Here is a 15,475-nt window from a genome sequence, read left to right on the forward strand (position 1 = left end):
TTCGGCGCCGTGCTGCTCGTCGCCGCCCCGCTGGCGGGCGGCGTGCCGTTGTGGAGCCAAGCGCTGGGCGCGCTTGGCGGCGGCGGTCTGCTGCTGCTGATCGCCCTCCTCACCTCCGGGAAAGGGATGGGGATGGGCGACGTGAAGCTGCTGACCGTCTTTGGCTGGGTCGTCGGCTTTCCCGGCGTGCTCCTGGCCTTGTTTCTGGCCAGCGCAGCCGGCGCGGCCGCCGGACTGCTGCAGCTGGCGTGGGGCCGCAGAAGACGCGGCCAGACGCTGGCGTTTGGTCCCTTTTTGGCAATCGGCACCCTGGTGGTTTACATGTATGGAAAGGAGATCATCCATTGGTATCTGCAAAACGTCATTCCTTTTTACTAAACCGGCGGTCGGCCCACATTGGGATTACGATCGATGAGGATGGAATCCGTTTCGTCAAATTTGACGCCAAACGTGGCATCGTAGAACGGGCCGGCTTGCTGCCGGTGGATGCCGAACTGAACGAGGACGGGGTTCCCGACGTGTCCGGCTTCACCGAGATGGTGAAGCGCTGGGCGAACCGCCGGGGACTAGCCGGGAAGAAAGTTCGTCTAGCGGCGCCCACCTCCCAATCGTTTATCCGCTTGCTCCAGGTCCCGAAGGTGAGCAAAAGGCAGCAACGCCGCGTGACCGAACTGGAGATCGAAGGCAGCATTCGCCTGCCGTTTGAGGATCCGGTGATTGACTACCATTGGATCGAGGAGCGCGAGGAGGGGGAGGCGCTGCTCACGTTTGTGGCCGCCGTGCCGCGTCCGATCATTCAAGAGATGGTGTCTTCACTGGAACAAGCTGGACTTCGTCTGGAAGCGGTCGATTTGGCGGCCATTGCGCTGTCGCGCATCCTTCGGCAGCAGCGCCTGCTAGGGGAATCCGGCAATGTGATGGCGATTAATTTCAAAGCCAAAGAAGCGGAGGTCTATACCTACCACCAGGGGTTGCCTGATTTCGTGCGCACGTTTCCCTTGGAGCCGATGTCCGGGGACAAGCTGAATACGTGGCGGTATGGGGAGATCGTCTCCTCGGTGACCCGGATCATGAATTTCTATGAGTATACGCTGCATGAAGGGCATGAACGCGTGCAAGGCATCGTGATTGCCGGCGCCGCGCCGGACAAGCCGGAGATCGTGCGCCAGCTGTCGGCGGCTTTTGATCAGGTGAGCGTGTCCGAAGTGGACTTGTCCCCGTATTTTGCTGGACAGGAAATCGCCGACCAAGGCAGCTATGCGATTGCCCTTGGCCTCGCCATGAAGGGAGCGGAAGGCCGATGATCGATATCAATTTGCTCCCTCCCAAGCCGCGTCCGGCTTCCTCTGGAGTCCTTCTCCCGCTCTTGTTGCTGCTCGCCGGGCTTGGGCTTTGCGCTTACTTTGGGTATGCCTTTTGGGGCGTTCACGAGACGGCTGCTGAATTAACTACGAGAATCGCCGAAACGGAACGGCAGCAGGCGGAGCTGCAAAGCGAACTGCAAAGCTTGGGGACTGCGGGAATCGGAGCGGCGGGCATCGAGTTGATCGAGAAGCTAAGCGGACAGCGGCCGGATGTGAAGGCGCTCATCACCAGCCTGGAAGCCCCGCTTCCCGCTGGGGGCACGTTGGAAACGGTACGCTTTCACGAGACCGTACTCACTTGGACGTGCCGATTCGCCAGCTTAAGTGAAGCTAGTGCCTATTCCACCGCGCTGCGTAAACAGCCGGAACTAAGCGGCGAGCTGATTCAATCGGTGAAAGAGCTGCCGGGGCGGGGGTATATCGGCACATTTGAGCTGAAGCCGGGAACGGGAACGGCGGAACAGGCAGGTGACGGCGAATGAATACGGAACATCGCTCCGGATCGGCCGGAGCCCGCTGGATGCTGGTTGCTGCGCTGGTGCTGCTAGCGGCGGGATCGTTTTATTTCTTCGGATACCGGCCGGAGATGGAGAAATCGGCGAACCTGGCGTCCGACCACGAAGCCAAACAATTATTTCTGCAAAAAACACAGGCGATTGTTGAGGCCAAACGGGCAGATGCAGCAGCATCGGACGCTTTGGCCGATACGGCCAAGCGGGAGGCAGCGGTACCGGAGGAGCCCGACCGGGAAGGGATTTTGCTAGACCTGGAACGAGCGGCCAAGTCCTCCGGCGTACAGATTCGGGAGGTTGTCTTCGAAGGGCCGGAAAGCGGCGGGTCCTTTGCGGTTTCCGCTGATGCCGCGGCCGTAGATAATTCCTTGTCTCTGGACGGAAGTGTGTCCATTTTGAACAGTCTGCCCGCAGGTTCATCGTCGACAGACGGCGTTCCTTCTGCATTGGGGGCTTCCGGATTGTTAAATGAAGCGGAGCTCAGTACGGCGGGGTTCACCGTGATGTCGCTGCAGCTTCAGCTCCGGGGGAGCTTGGCGGAAGTCAAAAACTTCGCCGTGGCTCTGCAGAAAGCCGACCGGCTCTATATCGTCGACTCCTTTGAATATGGAAGAGAAGAAGAGGTGGAGAGCAAAACGGCGGCGTTCCGGCTGTTGGCATTGTACCGGTAACTCAGGAAATCAGAGCTCTTTACGTTTGAATTAAGCATTCCGGCGGTGTGCTGGGGTGCTTTTTTTCTATTTCCAGCGATTCCTTGATACTTTTTGGTATGTTTCCCGTATAAATAACTATAATGCTGAAAGGTGGTGCAACAGGGGGATGGAAATGTGGGCGATTTGGCTCATCGTCGCCGGAATCTTATTGGTACTTGAGATGATGACGATGACTTTTTACCTGCTATGGCTCTGCATCGGTTCGCTGGTTGCGGTAGTTGTAGCTTTGGTGGCCCCCGAAGCTTACTTCTGGCAGGTCGCTTTGGGCTGTCTGGTCGCCGTAGTCCTGACGGTGTTTACGAAGCCGCTTTCCAGAAAATTTCGCACAGCAAAAGGGTTTAAGGATATCGGTACCGAACTGGTAGGGAAGCAAGGCGTCGTTGTGGAATCGATTGAACCCGGTCAATACGGCATCGTGAAGGTTGGGGGAGATTCGTGGAGCGCGAAGGCCTCCGTCCCGATCGGCAGGGATGAGAAGGTTCGGGTGCTGGCGCGAAGCAGTACAATTATCGAAGTAGAAAGATGGGAGGAAATTACTTAATGCAATGGGCAATTATTGCGGTCATTGTTGTCGTTGTTGTCGTATTTGTCTCACTGACAGTCAAAATCGTACCGCAGCAACGAGTGGGTGTCGTTGAACGGCTCGGTAAATTTAACCGTTTGCTGACGCCGGGTCTGAACGTCCTGATCCCGATCATCGACCAGGTGCGGACGTATCACGATTTGCGGATTCAACAGACGAATGTGCCGCCGCAAACCGTCATCACCAAAGATAACGTACAGGTGCAGATCGACACGATTATTTTCTATCAGGTTGTAAATCCGGAACAAGCAACGTACGGCATTTCTGATTTTGTGTACGGGGTACGGAACATTACAACAGCTACGCTGCGTCAGATCATCGGTAAAATGGAGCTGGACGAAACGTTATCCGGTCGGGAGAAGATTTCGACCGATATCCGGACGGCGCTTGATGAAGCGACCGAGAAGTGGGGCGTGCGGATCGAACGGGTAGAAGTCCTCGACATCCGGCCGCCGGTCGATATCCAAGAAGCGATGGACAAACAAATGAAGGCCGAGCGGAACAAACGGGCCATCGTGCTTGAGGCCGAAGCCGCCAAGCAGGATATGATCCTGCGTGCGGAAGGTGACAAGCAAAGTAAGATCCTGAAAGCGGAAGGCGACAAGGAAGCGCGTATTCGCGAAGCCGAAGGCTTCCGCCAAGCCCAGGAGCTGGAGGCGCTGGGTCAAGCAAAAGCGATCGAGTCGATTGCCGCCGCCGAAAAGACGCGGATCGAAATGCTGCGCGATGCGGCTTTAACCGAATCCGTCTTGGCGTACCAATCCTTCGAAGCGTTGAAGGAAGTGGCCAAGGGACCAGCCAACAAGGTGTTTCTCCCGTCGAATGCGATCGAAACGCTGGGAAGTCTCGGCGCGATTGGCGAAGTGTTCAAAGCCGGCAAGGACGGCAAATCATAAGCTTTCAAATGAAGAAGCCCGGCAAGAGATTGTTCTTGCCGGGCTCTTTTTCATGCTTAACTCGATCGGCGCTCTCTCGGGCGGTTCCTCTATATATGAACGGCTCAGGAATGCCGGTTCGACAATTGCGCCTTCAGACGTTCCAGCTCTTCGTTGACGGCGGCGGACTGGGTTGTGCCTGCATCCGCGACACCGGCCGTTCTCCCGTAGCTGGCGGAGACTTCTTGCTGAGCTTCCCAGCTCAGGATCTTCTCCTCCATGCGCTCGAAGCCCCGCGCGGCTGCGCCGCTTTCGATGCCGCGGCTGAAGTTCGGCCGTTCGGTCTCGGCTTTGACTTGTACCTTGCGGGCACGGGCTGCCAGCTCGTTACGTTTCTCCTTCAAGCGGGCAAACTCCGCTTTGCCTTCCGCGATGCGAATCTCCAGCTCAGCGACGCGGTCACGGGCCTCCTGCGCTTCTTTGGCGTACAGCTGCGCTTGCTCCTCGTAACGGATTTTCTCCGCAGCCGCATGGCGCGCCGTCACTTCATCGCCTTGCTCCAGAGCGGTCAAAGCCCGAATTTCACTTTGCTTGGCCAGATGCGCGATATCTGCGCTTTTTCGCTCCTGAACGGTCGCGGTCATTTGCTGCTCCTTCAACAATTTCTCAGCGGCGGCGATGTCGTCCTCCAGGTTGCGTAAGTATTGGCCGGTCATCAGGACCGGATCCTCCAGTTTGTTTAACACTTCATGAATGGAAGCCTTGGCCAGATTGGCGATACGATCAAATACGCTGCTCATTGGAATCTCTCCTTTAGGGTTAATAGAGTTTGGGAACTTTCACAGATCAAAACGGGGAAAACGGATCATCGTAGCTGTAGCTGCCGATCGGTTCCTTGGGAACGATGAGGCTTGCGATCAGGTACAGGGCTACGACGGTGCCAAAGCTGAAGAATACCGCCACGACGGCGATCAGCCGCACGACCGTGGAGTCAACCCCAAGCCATTGGGCGAGCCCGCCGCACTGAGTCTCGATTGAACGAATGTGTTATCCGTTGTTCATGTCTTCATTCTACCGGGAATGGCGGCAGGGCATAACGGGCTGGGGACGGTTTGTGAACTGGACCTTGGTCGGGCCGGTTCCTCGTCTGGAAGTCGGGGCAGGGGCTTGGGCGCGGGAGGGATTCTGGCAAGTGAAATGAAAAAAAGCTTGACGTCACGCCTATGTAAGCGCTTATTGCGGGAAGTGGACGTTTTCGTTATAGTGTTGTGCATAAGGGAGGGGCGCCGATGTTTTTTTCGCTACGCAATCGGCTGATTGCCGTATTTGTCGTCTTATTGGTCATTTCCTTCTGCGTCATGTTCCTGATCAGCTATAACAAGTCCAGCGCGATCTTGCGCTCTGACAGCGAAACGGCGGCATTGGAAAAAATGACGGCCTACACCGCACTCATCAACTCCACGATTGGCCAAATCTACGATTTCTCCTCAGTGATCTATAACAGTGACATCACGAACGACTGGAGCGAATTCGTCTCCGATCCCACGCAGTCCGAAGGGCAGAAGATGCTGAAAAATATCCAGCTCAGCAAATTTTTGACGCGGACGGTGAACAACTATTCCATCATCGCCACCGCCTCGATTTATCGCAAAGACGGGCTGTATGTCGGTTTGGACAACCGGATCTTGCAGGCCCCGTCGTTTTTGGAGACGGACTGGTATCGAAATTTTTACGAGTCTGAGCAGCATTGGGCCCCGGCGGCGGTGGATCCGTTTGAACCGGTGCGTTTGAAGGAGCATGAGGTCATTAGCTTCCTGATCCCGATCGGGACGTTCAGCGTTTCCCAAGCTACCGCCATCATGAAGGTGAACGTTCGCGCTGAATACTTCAAGGACCCGCTCAGCCAGGTGCATCTCGGAACCCATGGTACGATTTTTTTGCTTAGCGGCGAAGGTGAACCGCTGTTAGGCCAGCCGTTGTCAGATTTCAGCGAACCGGTCCTGAACAAGCTGGGGGAGATCCGGGAGCGGGGGCCGCGGGAAGGCGTATTTTATGCCAAACCTCAGGGCGAGGACATGATCTACGTCTATAAAAAACTGCAATTTAACGATTGGATGCTCGTTGGGGCGGTCTCGGAAAATGAACTGCTGGCCAACCTGATCAATCTGAAATCAGGGATTTTGGTGGCGACCGGGACACTGTTGGTGTTCGCTGTCCTTGCGGCCGTCTGGATTTCCTACAGCATTACCAAACCGCTGGGCGGCTTGGTGGCAGCGATGCGGCTTGTCCAGCGCGGGGAGTTCGCCCAGGCGGAGCAGCGTATTCCTGAGCGGCAGCAGGTGAACCATGAGGTCGGGTTCGTGACGGCCACGTTCCGTAACATGATTGTACGGCTGCGCGCCCATTTGAAAAGCGAGTTTGAATTGAAGCTGCGCCGGCAACAGGCGGAATATCGGGCGCTGCTGATGCAGATTAATCCGCATTTTTTGTTTAACACGTTGGAGTTACTCAGCAGTCTGGTGATCCAGAGGCGAACGGATGATGCAGTTGACGTTATCGAATCGCTAGGCAAAATGCTGCGCTTCTCGCTGAATGCCAAAAGCGATCTGATCCCGTTGCGTGACGAAGTGACGTATACCGAATCTTTCGCTGCGATTCTGCACCATCGGTTTGCGGAACAGCTGGATTTGACGCTGGAGAACGCGGTGCCGGACCGTCCGGTGTATATCGTGAAGTTTATTTTGCAGCCGCTTGTGGAAAATGCCGTGAAATACAGTCAGGTCAAAAACGACGTTGCCGTTGTGCGCATCCGGATTTGGGAGGAGGATCAACGGCTGCTCTTGCAGGTGGCCGACAACGGAGTTGGCATGGAGCCGGACTTGGTGCGGCAGCTGAACGAGGAGTACCAGCATTCCCAACTGGAGCAGGTATTAAGCACCGGCGGGAGACAGATCGGCTTGCGGAATATTTTGGCCCGGTGTGCGCTTTATTATGGAGCTGGCTTTGCGTTTTCGATTCAATCGGCGCCCAGGGAAGGGACGACGATCACACTGAGTTTGCCGATAGGGGAGGGAAATGCGGATGTATAACGTGCTGCTGGTTGATGATGAACGGGAGATTCGTCAAGGACTAAGGCTAAAAATTGATTGGCAGCAGCTGGGCCTCCAGATCGCCGGGGAAGCGGGGAATGGTCAGGAGGCGCTGGAGTGGCTTCAGACCGGGGACTGCGACATTATCATTACCGATATGCGCATGCCGATCATGGACGGGGTGGAGCTGCTCGAAAGCTGTTCCCGGCAATATCCGGATATTCGTCTGATCGTGCTGACGGGATATGACGATTTTCAGTATGCCCATGCGGCGATCAAAAATCGCGCCAGCGACCTGCTGCTCAAGCCGGTGACGCGGAGCGAACTGGCCGGAGCCTTGGGCAGGGTCGCTTCTGAGCTGGACCAGGAGCGCTCGGCGCAGTCGGAGCGGAAGCTGGCGGAATGGAAGCTGTCCCGCTACTTGGAGGAAATGAAGGAGCAATTTATTCAGAGCGTGATCCGAGCTTATCCAGGCAGCAGCCACCTGTGGCCGGAACGGGTTCGGTTGTTTGGCTTAAATGAACTGGCGGAGCAACCGGTGCGTTTTGTGGCGATCGGGTTACCGCCGGCACCGGAAGAAGCGCCGGAGGAATCCGGCCTGCGTCTGCCGTTTGAGCTGCTTTGCCGCGAGCTGGCGGGTACAACCGGTTCTGCTCCCGGTATCCCGGTCTTTCGGGAAGCGAAGCATCCTGACTTGCTGTTTGCCATCGTGCCGGGCGACACGGCCGCTGTGCAAAGCTTCTCCAGCCAAGTGGCTGATATTGTCCGCAGCTATTTGAAACAGAAGGCGCTGGTGATGGCCGGCGAACCCGTGCAAGGTCTGGAGGCATGGCGAGAGGGGTACCTTTCCTCCGTGCTGGCCTGGTATATGAGCCGGCACACGCAGCAAGCCGGAGCGGAGCCTACGCGGGGCCCGGCGGATCCGGCACAGCTGGCGGCCCAGGACAAGCTGAAGCTGCTGCAGCGGCATTTGGCCGACGGCCGCAAGGCAGCGTTTGAGAAGCTGGTGGAGGAGGAGCTCGCCGCCGCGCTGGCGTTCTCGCACCCGCAGTTTATCAAGCTGATTTTCCAATGCTGCTTGGCCATCGAAGCGGCAGCGGATGCCATGGGGCTTGCGCTGCGGGAGAAGGACGAGATCTGGTTGGATCCGGAGCGAGTATGGGGGCTCGGCACCGTATCCAAAGCCTGCGGGTTCCTGTATGGGCTGGCGGAGCCGCTGTTTTCGCTGAAGAAGGGGGACAGCACGAGGGAGGAGCCCTCCATCGTGGAAGCGATGAAGGAAATGATCGAGCTGAATTACATGAACGATCTGAACCTGTCGCAAATCGCCGAGCAGTACCACTATAACCTGTCTTATTTGTCCGATCTGTTTAAAACAAAAACCGGCAAATCCTTTCTCCAATACCTGACCGATGTACGCATGAACAAAGCGGTGCAGCTGCTTGACGAAACCCCGCTGTCCTTAAGCGATATCGCGGAGCTGACGGGCTTCTCCAATGCCAGCTACTTCAGCACGAAATTCAAGAAGGTATTTGGCATCAGTCCGTCCGAGTACCGGCAGAAGGATAAGAACATCTAAAAAAAGTAAAAGTCCAACGCCCAAAGAAATTGGATTCTTCTCCTTTTTTGTATGCGCTACCATTTAATCAGCAAGACCATTCTCATGAAGGGGGAAGGAAGAGATGAAGAAGACGAAGGCGATGTTGTTGGCCAGTTTGTTTCTTGTTACGGCCATCTTGGTCTCGGCGTGCGGCTCCGGTAACAACAATGCCGGGAGTGTAACTACGGGGAATACGAACCAGCCGTCGGAGGCAGGAGGCGCCGCCAGCGAGGAGCAAGTTGAGCTTCGCGTCATGTGGTGGGGGGACCAAACCCGGGCTGACATTACCACGGCCATGCTGAAGAAGTTCGAGGAGAAACACCCGAACATCAAGGTGATCCCCGAGTTTTCTCCTTTTGATGGATATTTCGATAAGCTGAATACGCAGCTGGCATCGGGGACGGCCCCGGACCTGTTTACGTTAGGGAGCAATATCTTGGAATATGCCACACGGGATGTACTGCTGGATATCACTCCGTACGTCGGCAATGAAGTCGATACCAGCAAAATTTCGCCGCAGCTCATCAACGTGAATACGTTTGATGGTAAGCTGCGGGGGATCTCGATTGGGGCGAACTCGACAGCGATTCTCGCGAATACGGCGCTGTTTGAGAAAGCCGGTCTTCCTTTGCCGACGAAGGAATGGACTTGGGACGATTTTATCAAGATCAATGAACAGATTGCGGCTACCGGTAAAGACATTTACGGCTCTTACGATTATTCCGGCGAGATGGACCAGTTTGGGGTATACCTGACTCAGCGGGACAAGATGATCTACAATGAGCCGGAGAAGAAGCTGGGCTTCGAGGCGGCGGACGTCGCCGAGTGGTTCACGCTCTGGGAAGGCATGCGCAAAGCCGGCAGCATCGTTACGCCGGAGCTGCAAATTTCGGCCGATCCGGACGATACAAGCATGTCCCTGGTGACGAAAGGCCAAGTGGCGATGCAGTTTATTCCGACGAACCAGTTTGCTGATTTCCAAAAAATGTCCCAGGATAAGCTGACGCTCATCCCGGTTCCGATGGGACCAAACGGCAGCATGATCTCCGTTCAATCGAGCCAGAACATCGTGGGTTATGCCAATACCAAGCATCCGAAGGAAGTAGCGATGCTGATGGACTTCTGGGTGAACGATCCGGACGCAGCCAAAATCCTTGGCAACAACCGCGGCGTGCCAGTCTCCTCGGAGATGCGGGCCGTACTGAAGGCGGAGGCTTCCGAAACGGATAAAGTGGTATACGATTACCTGGATATCGTGGCGGTGGATGATGTCGACCTGTTGTACAACGTTCCGGGCTCCAACGAGTTTAAGCAAGAGCTGCTGAAAGCCAGCCAGAACGTGGCATTCGGACGGATGGACATCGCGAAGGCAGCAGAAGATTTTTATGCACAGGGACAAAAAATCTTACAGGCAAACTTAAGTGCAACGACAAATTAACCGGCCTGTCACACGAAAGAGGGGATCCGTTGGGTTCCCCTTTTTCTGAACCCAAGGAATGATGGTTACGGAGGTGTTTACTTATGGATTCGGTGACAGGTGTGGCAACCCAAACGATGGTAAAGCCAAAACGACGTCGATCCCTGAAACGGAACTTGACGGGTTATTTGTTTCTGCTGCCCTGGTTGATTGGATTTTTTTGCATGGCGATTGGGCCGATTCTGGCTTCGCTGTATTTGTCCTTTACGAACTATAACATGTTGAAAGCGCCCGCTTGGATTGGGCTTCAGAATTTTACGGAGATGTTTACGGGAGATGCCACGTTTACCCATTCGTTGAAGCTGACATTTCAATACGTGTTCCTCTCCGTTCCTCTGCGGTTGGTGTTCGCACTGGCGGTCGCGATTATTTTGAATAAAGGGTTACGGCTGCTTGGCCTATATCGGACCGTCTATTACATCCCTTCGTTGTTAGGGGGGAGCGTGGCGATTGCGGTGGTTTGGAAAAAAATCTTCTCCGGTGACGGGTTGTTTAACCGGTTCCTCGGGATTTTTCATATTGATGCCCCCGATTGGGTGGCCAATCCGAGCTACATTATTTATTCCATCGTCGCGCTGTCGGTTTGGCAATTTGGCTCGTCGATGGTGATTTTCCTGGCGGGACTGAAGCAGATCCCGGGGGAAATCTACGAGGCTGCGGCGGTGGACGGCATCAGCCGGACGCGTCAGTTTCTGCGGATCACGCTGCCGCTGTTGTCGCCGGTTATCCTGTTTAACCTGGTGATGAACATGATCAGCTCGTTCCAGGTGTTTACCTCCGGGTACATTATCGGGGACGGTCATGGCGGGCCGATCGACTCGACGATGTTCTACTCGCTGTACCTGTATTTGAAGGGGTTCTCTTACTTTAATATGGGTTACGCCTCGGCTATGGCTTGGGTGATGCTGGTGATTATCGGTATTTTTACGGCGATCGTGTTCGCTTCCTCCAAGTATTGGGTTTATTACGGCGACGGCAAGGACGAAAGGGGCTGAGAGAGATGGTGTTGAGGCTAAGCTTAAGCAAACTGTGGAGACACGTGGTGGTGATCGTGATCGGGACGATCATGATTTATCCGGTGTTGTGGATGATCAGCAGCTCGTTCAAGCCAAACGCGGAAATCTTCTCGGACATGGGATTGTGGCCGGATTCCTTCACGTTCTCCAATTACGTTAACGGCTGGCGGGGGATTCAGGGGTATTCATTTGGGCATTTCCTGATCAATTCCTTTATTATTGCGGCGCTGGCGGTGATTGGCAACGTAATCTCCTGCTCGCTGGCGGCCTTTGCCTTTGCGCGTTTGAATTTTGCGGGTCAAAAATTCTGGTTCAGCATGATGCTGATGACGCTGATGCTGCCGTTTCAAGTGACGCTCATTCCGCAATATATTCTGTTCCACACGTTTGGATGGGTGAATACGTTTCTTCCGCTCGTTGTGCCGAAGTTTTTTGCATTGGATGCGTTTTTCGTGCTGCTGATGGTGCAGTTTATTCGCGGGTTACCGATGGAATTGGACGAAAGCGCCCGGATCGACGGCTGTGGACCTTGGCAGATATACTTGCGGATCATTATGCCGCTGTGCGTACCGGCGGTGATTACAACGTCGATCTTTACGTTCTACTGGACGTGGGACGACTTCTTTGGGCAAATGATTTACCTGAACAGTCCTAAGCTGTTTACGGTAATGATCGGTTTGCGCTCGTTAATTGACTCCACCAGCACGTCGAACTGGGGCTCGTTGATGGCGATGTCGACGGTGGCGGTTGCGCCGGTCATCGTGATCTTCCTGATCTTCCAGCGTTATATCGTCGAAGGAATCTCGACGACGGGGCTGAAGTAAGCTGACAGGACGGTGAACTGTACACGACTTCTAGGAGGGATTGGTTATGACCTTGGCGTTATCGGACATCCATATTCGGGATCCGTTCCTCCTGCCGATGCCGGCGGAAGGCAAATATTATATGTACGGCACGATCGGAGAGACGTGCTGGAAGGGCAAACCGCGCGGGTTTGACGTTTGCGTGAGCACGGATTTGGCGGCATGGGAAGGTCCTTACCCGGCGTTCCGCCCGGAGCCGGATTTCTGGTCGGACTTCAACTACTGGGCGCCGGAGGTGCATGAGTGGCAGGGGCGCTACTACATGTTCGCCACCTTCAAGGCAGACGGCCGATGCCGGGGCACGCAAACGCTGGTGGCGGACAGCCCGCTGGGCCCGTTCCAGCCGCTTGGGGACGGGCCGTTGACGCCGCGCGATTGGGAGTGCTTGGACGGGACATTTTACGTCGACCCGCAGGGCGAGCCCTGGATGGTGTTCTGCCATGAATGGGTACAGGTGCAGGATGGGGAGATTTGCGCGGTGCGTCTAAGCCGCGAGCTGGACCGGGCGGTGTCTGAGCCTGTGCTATTGTTCCGGGCTTCGGAGGCACCATGGGCCGAAGGGATTCGCGGCGGGGCCAATTACGTCACGGACGGCCCCTTCCTGTACCGCGCTGATAACGGCGAGCTGCTGCTGCTCTGGTCCAGCTTTAGCGACGGCGGCTACACGATCGGCTGCGCTCGCCAAGCTGGTGGAGACATTACCGGCCCGTGGGTGCAGGACACAGAGCCGTTGTATAAACGGGATGGCGGCCACGGGATGGTGTTCCGCACGTTCGCGGGCGAGCTGCGACTGGCGATTCATACGCCAAACGACAGCCCCAATGAACGTCCGATCTTCATCCCGGTGACGGAGCAGGACGGGCGATTATACGCGCATCCGAAAGAAGTGCAGAGATAGGTGAGGTGGGACAGATGGGGGAAATGGGAGAGATGGGCGTGTTGGAGCGGTTGCGCAAGATGGAGGTTGCGTCAGCTGTAAGCGGAGAAGGTTTGCGTAAGAGCACGGATCAAGCCGTGCTGGAGGAGTTTGCCGCTTCGGGCGTCAAATTCGCGGCGAACGAAGGGAGCCCGCTGGAGCGGGTCTATTACGCTGGCGTGCGCAAGCTGCTCGATTGCATCGTGCCGTCGGTAAGCGGCGTGCCGGTGCTGCATGAAGGCGGCGTGTACCTCGGCACTTGGCTGGAGAGCACCGGCACGATCAATGCCGAGCTGCTCAGCCGCTTTGTGCCATCGGTGGCGCAGGCGACCTTCACCTTGTTTGCCGATTACCAACGCTCCGATGGCCTCATGCCCTACAAGGTGACCGGCTCGGGACCGGCATACCGGCAAATCCAGATGGTCACGCCGCTGGCCCGCTCGGTATGGAACCACTACCGCCTGAACGGCCGGGCGGACCGGGAGTTCCTGGACAAGATGTACCGCGCCATGGAGCGGCACGACGCCTGGCTGGCCGCGTTCCGTGATACGCGGGGGACGGGCTGCGTGGAGGCGTTTTGCACGTTCGATACGGGGCATGATCTATCTCCGCGCTTCTGGCATGTGCCGGATACGTCGCATCTGGGCGACCCGCGCCGGTACGATCCGGACTCGCCGGTGCTGCCGTTTTTGGCGCCGGATCTGACGGCTAACGTCTACTGTCAGCGGCGTTATTTGGCGGCCATCGCCGCGGAGCTGGGGGCGGCAGCAGGACCGGAGTGGGCAGCTAAAGCGGAGGCGAGCCTGTCCAGCCTGATGAAGCATTGCTATGATGCGGAAGACGGGTTCTTCTACGACGTGGACTCTAGCGGACAGTTCGTCCGCATCCAGTCTGACGTGCTGCTGCGCGTATTGGCTTGCGAGGTGGGGGACGGGGAATTTTTCGCTTCGTCGCTGCGACGATATTTGCTGAATACGCGGAAGTTTTTTGCCAAGTATCCCTTCACTTCGATTGCCATGGACGACCCGCGGTTTGATCCGTCGTCGGCCTACAACACCTGGGCGGGGACGACAAACTTCCTTAGCTTAATCCGTGCTCCGCATGCGTTTGAGTACCACGGGCGGCATGTGGAGCTAACCTGGGTACTGCAGCCGATTCTGTCGGCGATGGCCCGCATGGAGCGTTTCGCCCAGTGCCTCAGCCCTTGGACGGGAGAGGAAGGCTTCACCGAGACCTACTCCCCTGCGATTTTGTGTCTGCTCGACTATGTGGAGCGGTTGTGCGGCATCCTGCCGACGCCGGAGGAAGAGCTGTGGTTCACCGGGCTGCTGCCTTATCCGATGGATCACGGGGAAGTACCGGCCGAGGAAACCGCGTATGCCCGGAAAGTGGACGGCACGGTATTCGAGCTGGTCAATACGCGTGAAGGCAGCACCGTATACCGGGACGGGGAGCCGTACTGCCGGTTTCCCTACGGGACCCGTCTCGTCACCGATCGACGCGGTGAGCCTAAAGCGCTCATCGGGATGAGCGTTCGGACGGTGGAGGGTCTGCTGGAATTTGGGGGCCGAGCTTATCCGGTAAACCTCGGCGGGAACGAGGTTTGGCGATTGAATCGGGATAGCGCGGTTTCTAGTCCCGGATCAGGGCCAAAGTCAGCTTCTGCTGAAGCTTTGGCAGGTCCCGGTGTCGTTCTACCTACGTATCACTAGACAACCCCCTGCACGTTTCCCGAAAAAACGCCATAAACTTATGAAGATTGCATATATTTCAGATGCCTGTCGCATAACAATAAATAGGCGTAAAGCAGGCGCAACTTCGGGAAGTTTCGCTTGAGAATTCGGAGGGGAGTGCAGGGAATGCGCATTGCTGTCATTCAGGGAAGTGCAAGGAATGGAGGGAACACGGAGGAACTGACGCGGCTGGTTTTAGAGGGGTTACCCTATACGAATATCATCCTGCGGGAGAAAGAAATCAAACCGATCCACGATCAACGGCACGACGAAGGCGGCTTCGATCCCGTGGACGATGATTACGACGAGCTGATCCTGCAGGTGCTGGAGCATGATATTTTGATCTTCGCCACGCCGGTATATTGGTACGGGCCATCCGGCTTGATGAAGAACTTCATCGATCGCTGGTCGCAAAGCTTGCGCGATGTCCGTTTCAACTTTAAAGAGCGGATGGCGGCCAAAACAGCCTATGCCGTCGTGGTCGGCGGCGATAATCCGCGGATCAAAGCGCTGCCGCTCATTCAACAGCTGCAGTACACGTTTGATTTCGTGGGGTTACCGTTTGCCGGTTATGTGATCGGCAAAGCCAGCAGACCGGGCGAGATCTTCAAGGACGCCCGGGCGATCCGCGAGGCTGCGGCGCTAAACGCCGAGCTACGGAAAGCCGAGCCGTTGGCGGTGAATCGTTCCTGATCTTTACTTTCATAGACAGATGGAAGACCGACGTGCGGTTG

At 56.3% G+C, this 15,475-nt stretch carries 16 protein-coding genes; 14 read left to right on the forward strand and 2 right to left on the reverse strand.

The genetic code is table 11. The annotated features are described in order from the left end of the window. The 6 genes from POTG_RS23620 to POTG_RS06145 form a co-directional block, all read left to right on the forward strand. The coding region (locus POTG_RS23620; RefSeq protein ID WP_036644417.1) for a prepilin peptidase at positions 1-378 on the forward strand (378 nt) is incomplete at its 5' end. Continuing rightward, on the forward strand, positions 345-1,304 hold the full coding sequence (pilM, locus tag POTG_RS06125) for a type IV pilus biogenesis protein PilM (RefSeq protein WP_009223949.1): 960 nt from the start codon (positions 345-347) through the stop codon (positions 1,302-1,304). The genes POTG_RS23620 and pilM, both read left to right, overlap by 34 nt. Beyond that, the gene (locus tag POTG_RS06130) at positions 1,301-1,846 is read left to right on the forward strand and encodes a hypothetical protein (protein ID WP_009223950.1); all 546 of its coding nucleotides are present in this window, start codon (positions 1,301-1,303) and stop codon (positions 1,844-1,846) included. The genes pilM and POTG_RS06130 overlap by 4 nt, the downstream gene beginning before the upstream one ends. Beyond that, positions 1,843-2,547 carry a hypothetical protein gene (locus POTG_RS06135; RefSeq protein ID WP_009223951.1) on the forward strand — a complete coding sequence of 235 codons (705 nt, stop codon included), beginning with the start codon at positions 1,843-1,845 and terminating at the stop codon, positions 2,545-2,547. The genes POTG_RS06130 and POTG_RS06135 overlap by 4 nt, the downstream gene beginning before the upstream one ends. Before the next feature lie 148 nt (positions 2,548-2,695). Then, a complete protein-coding gene (locus POTG_RS06140) occupies positions 2,696-3,130 on the forward strand; it encodes an NfeD family protein (protein WP_028539829.1) in 435 nt (144 codons plus the stop codon). Further along, entirely contained in the window at positions 3,130-4,068 is a 939-nt protein-coding gene (locus POTG_RS06145) for an SPFH domain-containing protein (RefSeq protein WP_036644420.1), read from the forward strand. Before POTG_RS06140 ends, POTG_RS06145 begins: the two co-directional genes overlap by 1 nt. A gap of 104 nt (positions 4,069-4,172) precedes the next feature. Here the strand turns inward: POTG_RS06145 and POTG_RS06150 are convergent, their stop codons facing one another. Both POTG_RS06150 and POTG_RS06155 read right to left on the reverse strand, forming a co-directional pair. After that, complete coding sequence (locus POTG_RS06150) at positions 4,173-4,847, reverse strand: PspA/IM30 family protein (RefSeq protein WP_009223954.1); 675 nt, start codon at positions 4,845-4,847, stop codon at positions 4,173-4,175. Between the two features lie 46 nt (positions 4,848-4,893). After that, positions 4,894-5,091 (reverse strand): PspC domain-containing protein, encoded by a 198-nt coding sequence (locus tag POTG_RS06155; protein WP_036644422.1) that lies wholly within the window; start codon positions 5,089-5,091, stop codon positions 4,894-4,896. Between the two features lie 245 nt (positions 5,092-5,336). Here POTG_RS06155 and POTG_RS06160 point away from each other — a divergent pair, with 245 nt between their 5' ends. From POTG_RS06160 to POTG_RS06195, 8 genes are all read left to right on the forward strand, one after another. Then, positions 5,337-7,136 carry a cache domain-containing sensor histidine kinase gene (locus tag POTG_RS06160; protein WP_036644424.1) on the forward strand — a complete coding sequence of 600 codons (1,800 nt, stop codon included), beginning with the start codon at positions 5,337-5,339 and terminating at the stop codon, positions 7,134-7,136. Continuing rightward, entirely contained in the window at positions 7,129-8,715 is a 1,587-nt protein-coding gene (locus POTG_RS06165; RefSeq protein WP_036644427.1) for a response regulator transcription factor, read from the forward strand. The genes POTG_RS06160 and POTG_RS06165 overlap by 8 nt, the downstream gene beginning before the upstream one ends. 103 nt (positions 8,716-8,818) lie before the next feature. Further along, positions 8,819-10,174 (forward strand): ABC transporter substrate-binding protein, encoded by a 1,356-nt coding sequence (locus POTG_RS06170; RefSeq protein WP_009223959.1) that lies wholly within the window; start codon positions 8,819-8,821, stop codon positions 10,172-10,174. An 83-nt stretch (positions 10,175-10,257) separates the two neighbouring features. After that, positions 10,258-11,208 carry a carbohydrate ABC transporter permease gene (locus POTG_RS06175; RefSeq protein WP_009223960.1) on the forward strand — a complete coding sequence of 317 codons (951 nt, stop codon included), beginning with the start codon at positions 10,258-10,260 and terminating at the stop codon, positions 11,206-11,208. A gap of 5 nt (positions 11,209-11,213) precedes the next feature. Further along, positions 11,214-12,053 carry a carbohydrate ABC transporter permease gene (locus tag POTG_RS06180; RefSeq protein WP_036644429.1) on the forward strand — a complete coding sequence of 280 codons (840 nt, stop codon included), beginning with the start codon at positions 11,214-11,216 and terminating at the stop codon, positions 12,051-12,053. A gap of 46 nt (positions 12,054-12,099) precedes the next feature. Further along, positions 12,100-12,990, forward strand: coding sequence for a glycoside hydrolase family 43 protein (locus tag POTG_RS06185; protein WP_009223962.1), 891 nt, complete (start codon positions 12,100-12,102; stop codon positions 12,988-12,990). Positions 12,991-13,004: 14 nt separating this feature from the next. Then, complete coding sequence (locus POTG_RS06190) at positions 13,005-14,720, forward strand: MGH1-like glycoside hydrolase domain-containing protein (RefSeq protein WP_009223963.1); 1,716 nt, start codon at positions 13,005-13,007, stop codon at positions 14,718-14,720. A gap of 147 nt (positions 14,721-14,867) precedes the next feature. Then, a complete protein-coding gene (locus POTG_RS06195) occupies positions 14,868-15,434 on the forward strand; it encodes a flavodoxin family protein (RefSeq protein ID WP_009223964.1) in 567 nt (188 codons plus the stop codon). Positions 15,435-15,475: the final 41 nt, after the last annotated feature.

The sequence above is a fragment of the Paenibacillus sp. oral taxon 786 str. D14 genome, from assembly GCF_000159955.1.
GTDB classification, from domain to species: Bacteria; Bacillota; Bacilli; order Paenibacillales; family Paenibacillaceae; genus Fontibacillus; species Fontibacillus phoenicis.

Bases quoted from the DNA above. Each gene is read 5' to 3' on its own strand.
- POTG_RS06165 (WP_036644427.1), top strand. From the start codon at position 7,129: ATGTATAACGTGCTGCTGGTTGATGATGAACGGGAGATTCGTCAAGGA.
- POTG_RS06170 (WP_009223959.1), top strand. From the start codon at position 8,819: ATGAAGAAGACGAAGGCGATGTTGTTGGCCAGTTTGTTTCTTGTTACG.
- POTG_RS06145 (WP_036644420.1), top strand. From the start codon at position 3,130: ATGCAATGGGCAATTATTGCGGTCATTGTTGTCGTTGTTGTCGTATTT.
- POTG_RS06190 (WP_009223963.1), top strand. From the start codon at position 13,005: ATGGGGGAAATGGGAGAGATGGGCGTGTTGGAGCGGTTGCGCAAGATG.
- POTG_RS06150 (WP_009223954.1), bottom strand. From the start codon at position 4,847: ATGAGCAGCGTATTTGATCGTATCGCCAATCTGGCCAAGGCTTCCATT.
- POTG_RS06175 (WP_009223960.1), top strand. From the start codon at position 10,258: ATGGATTCGGTGACAGGTGTGGCAACCCAAACGATGGTAAAGCCAAAA.
- POTG_RS06130 (WP_009223950.1), top strand. From the start codon at position 1,301: ATGATCGATATCAATTTGCTCCCTCCCAAGCCGCGTCCGGCTTCCTCT.
- POTG_RS06195 (WP_009223964.1), top strand. From the start codon at position 14,868: ATGCGCATTGCTGTCATTCAGGGAAGTGCAAGGAATGGAGGGAACACG.
- POTG_RS06160 (WP_036644424.1), top strand. From the start codon at position 5,337: ATGTTTTTTTCGCTACGCAATCGGCTGATTGCCGTATTTGTCGTCTTA.
- POTG_RS06140 (WP_028539829.1), top strand. From the start codon at position 2,696: ATGGAAATGTGGGCGATTTGGCTCATCGTCGCCGGAATCTTATTGGTA.
- POTG_RS06185 (WP_009223962.1), top strand. From the start codon at position 12,100: ATGACCTTGGCGTTATCGGACATCCATATTCGGGATCCGTTCCTCCTG.
- POTG_RS06135 (WP_009223951.1), top strand. From the start codon at position 1,843: ATGAATACGGAACATCGCTCCGGATCGGCCGGAGCCCGCTGGATGCTG.
- POTG_RS06180 (WP_036644429.1), top strand. From the start codon at position 11,214: ATGGTGTTGAGGCTAAGCTTAAGCAAACTGTGGAGACACGTGGTGGTG.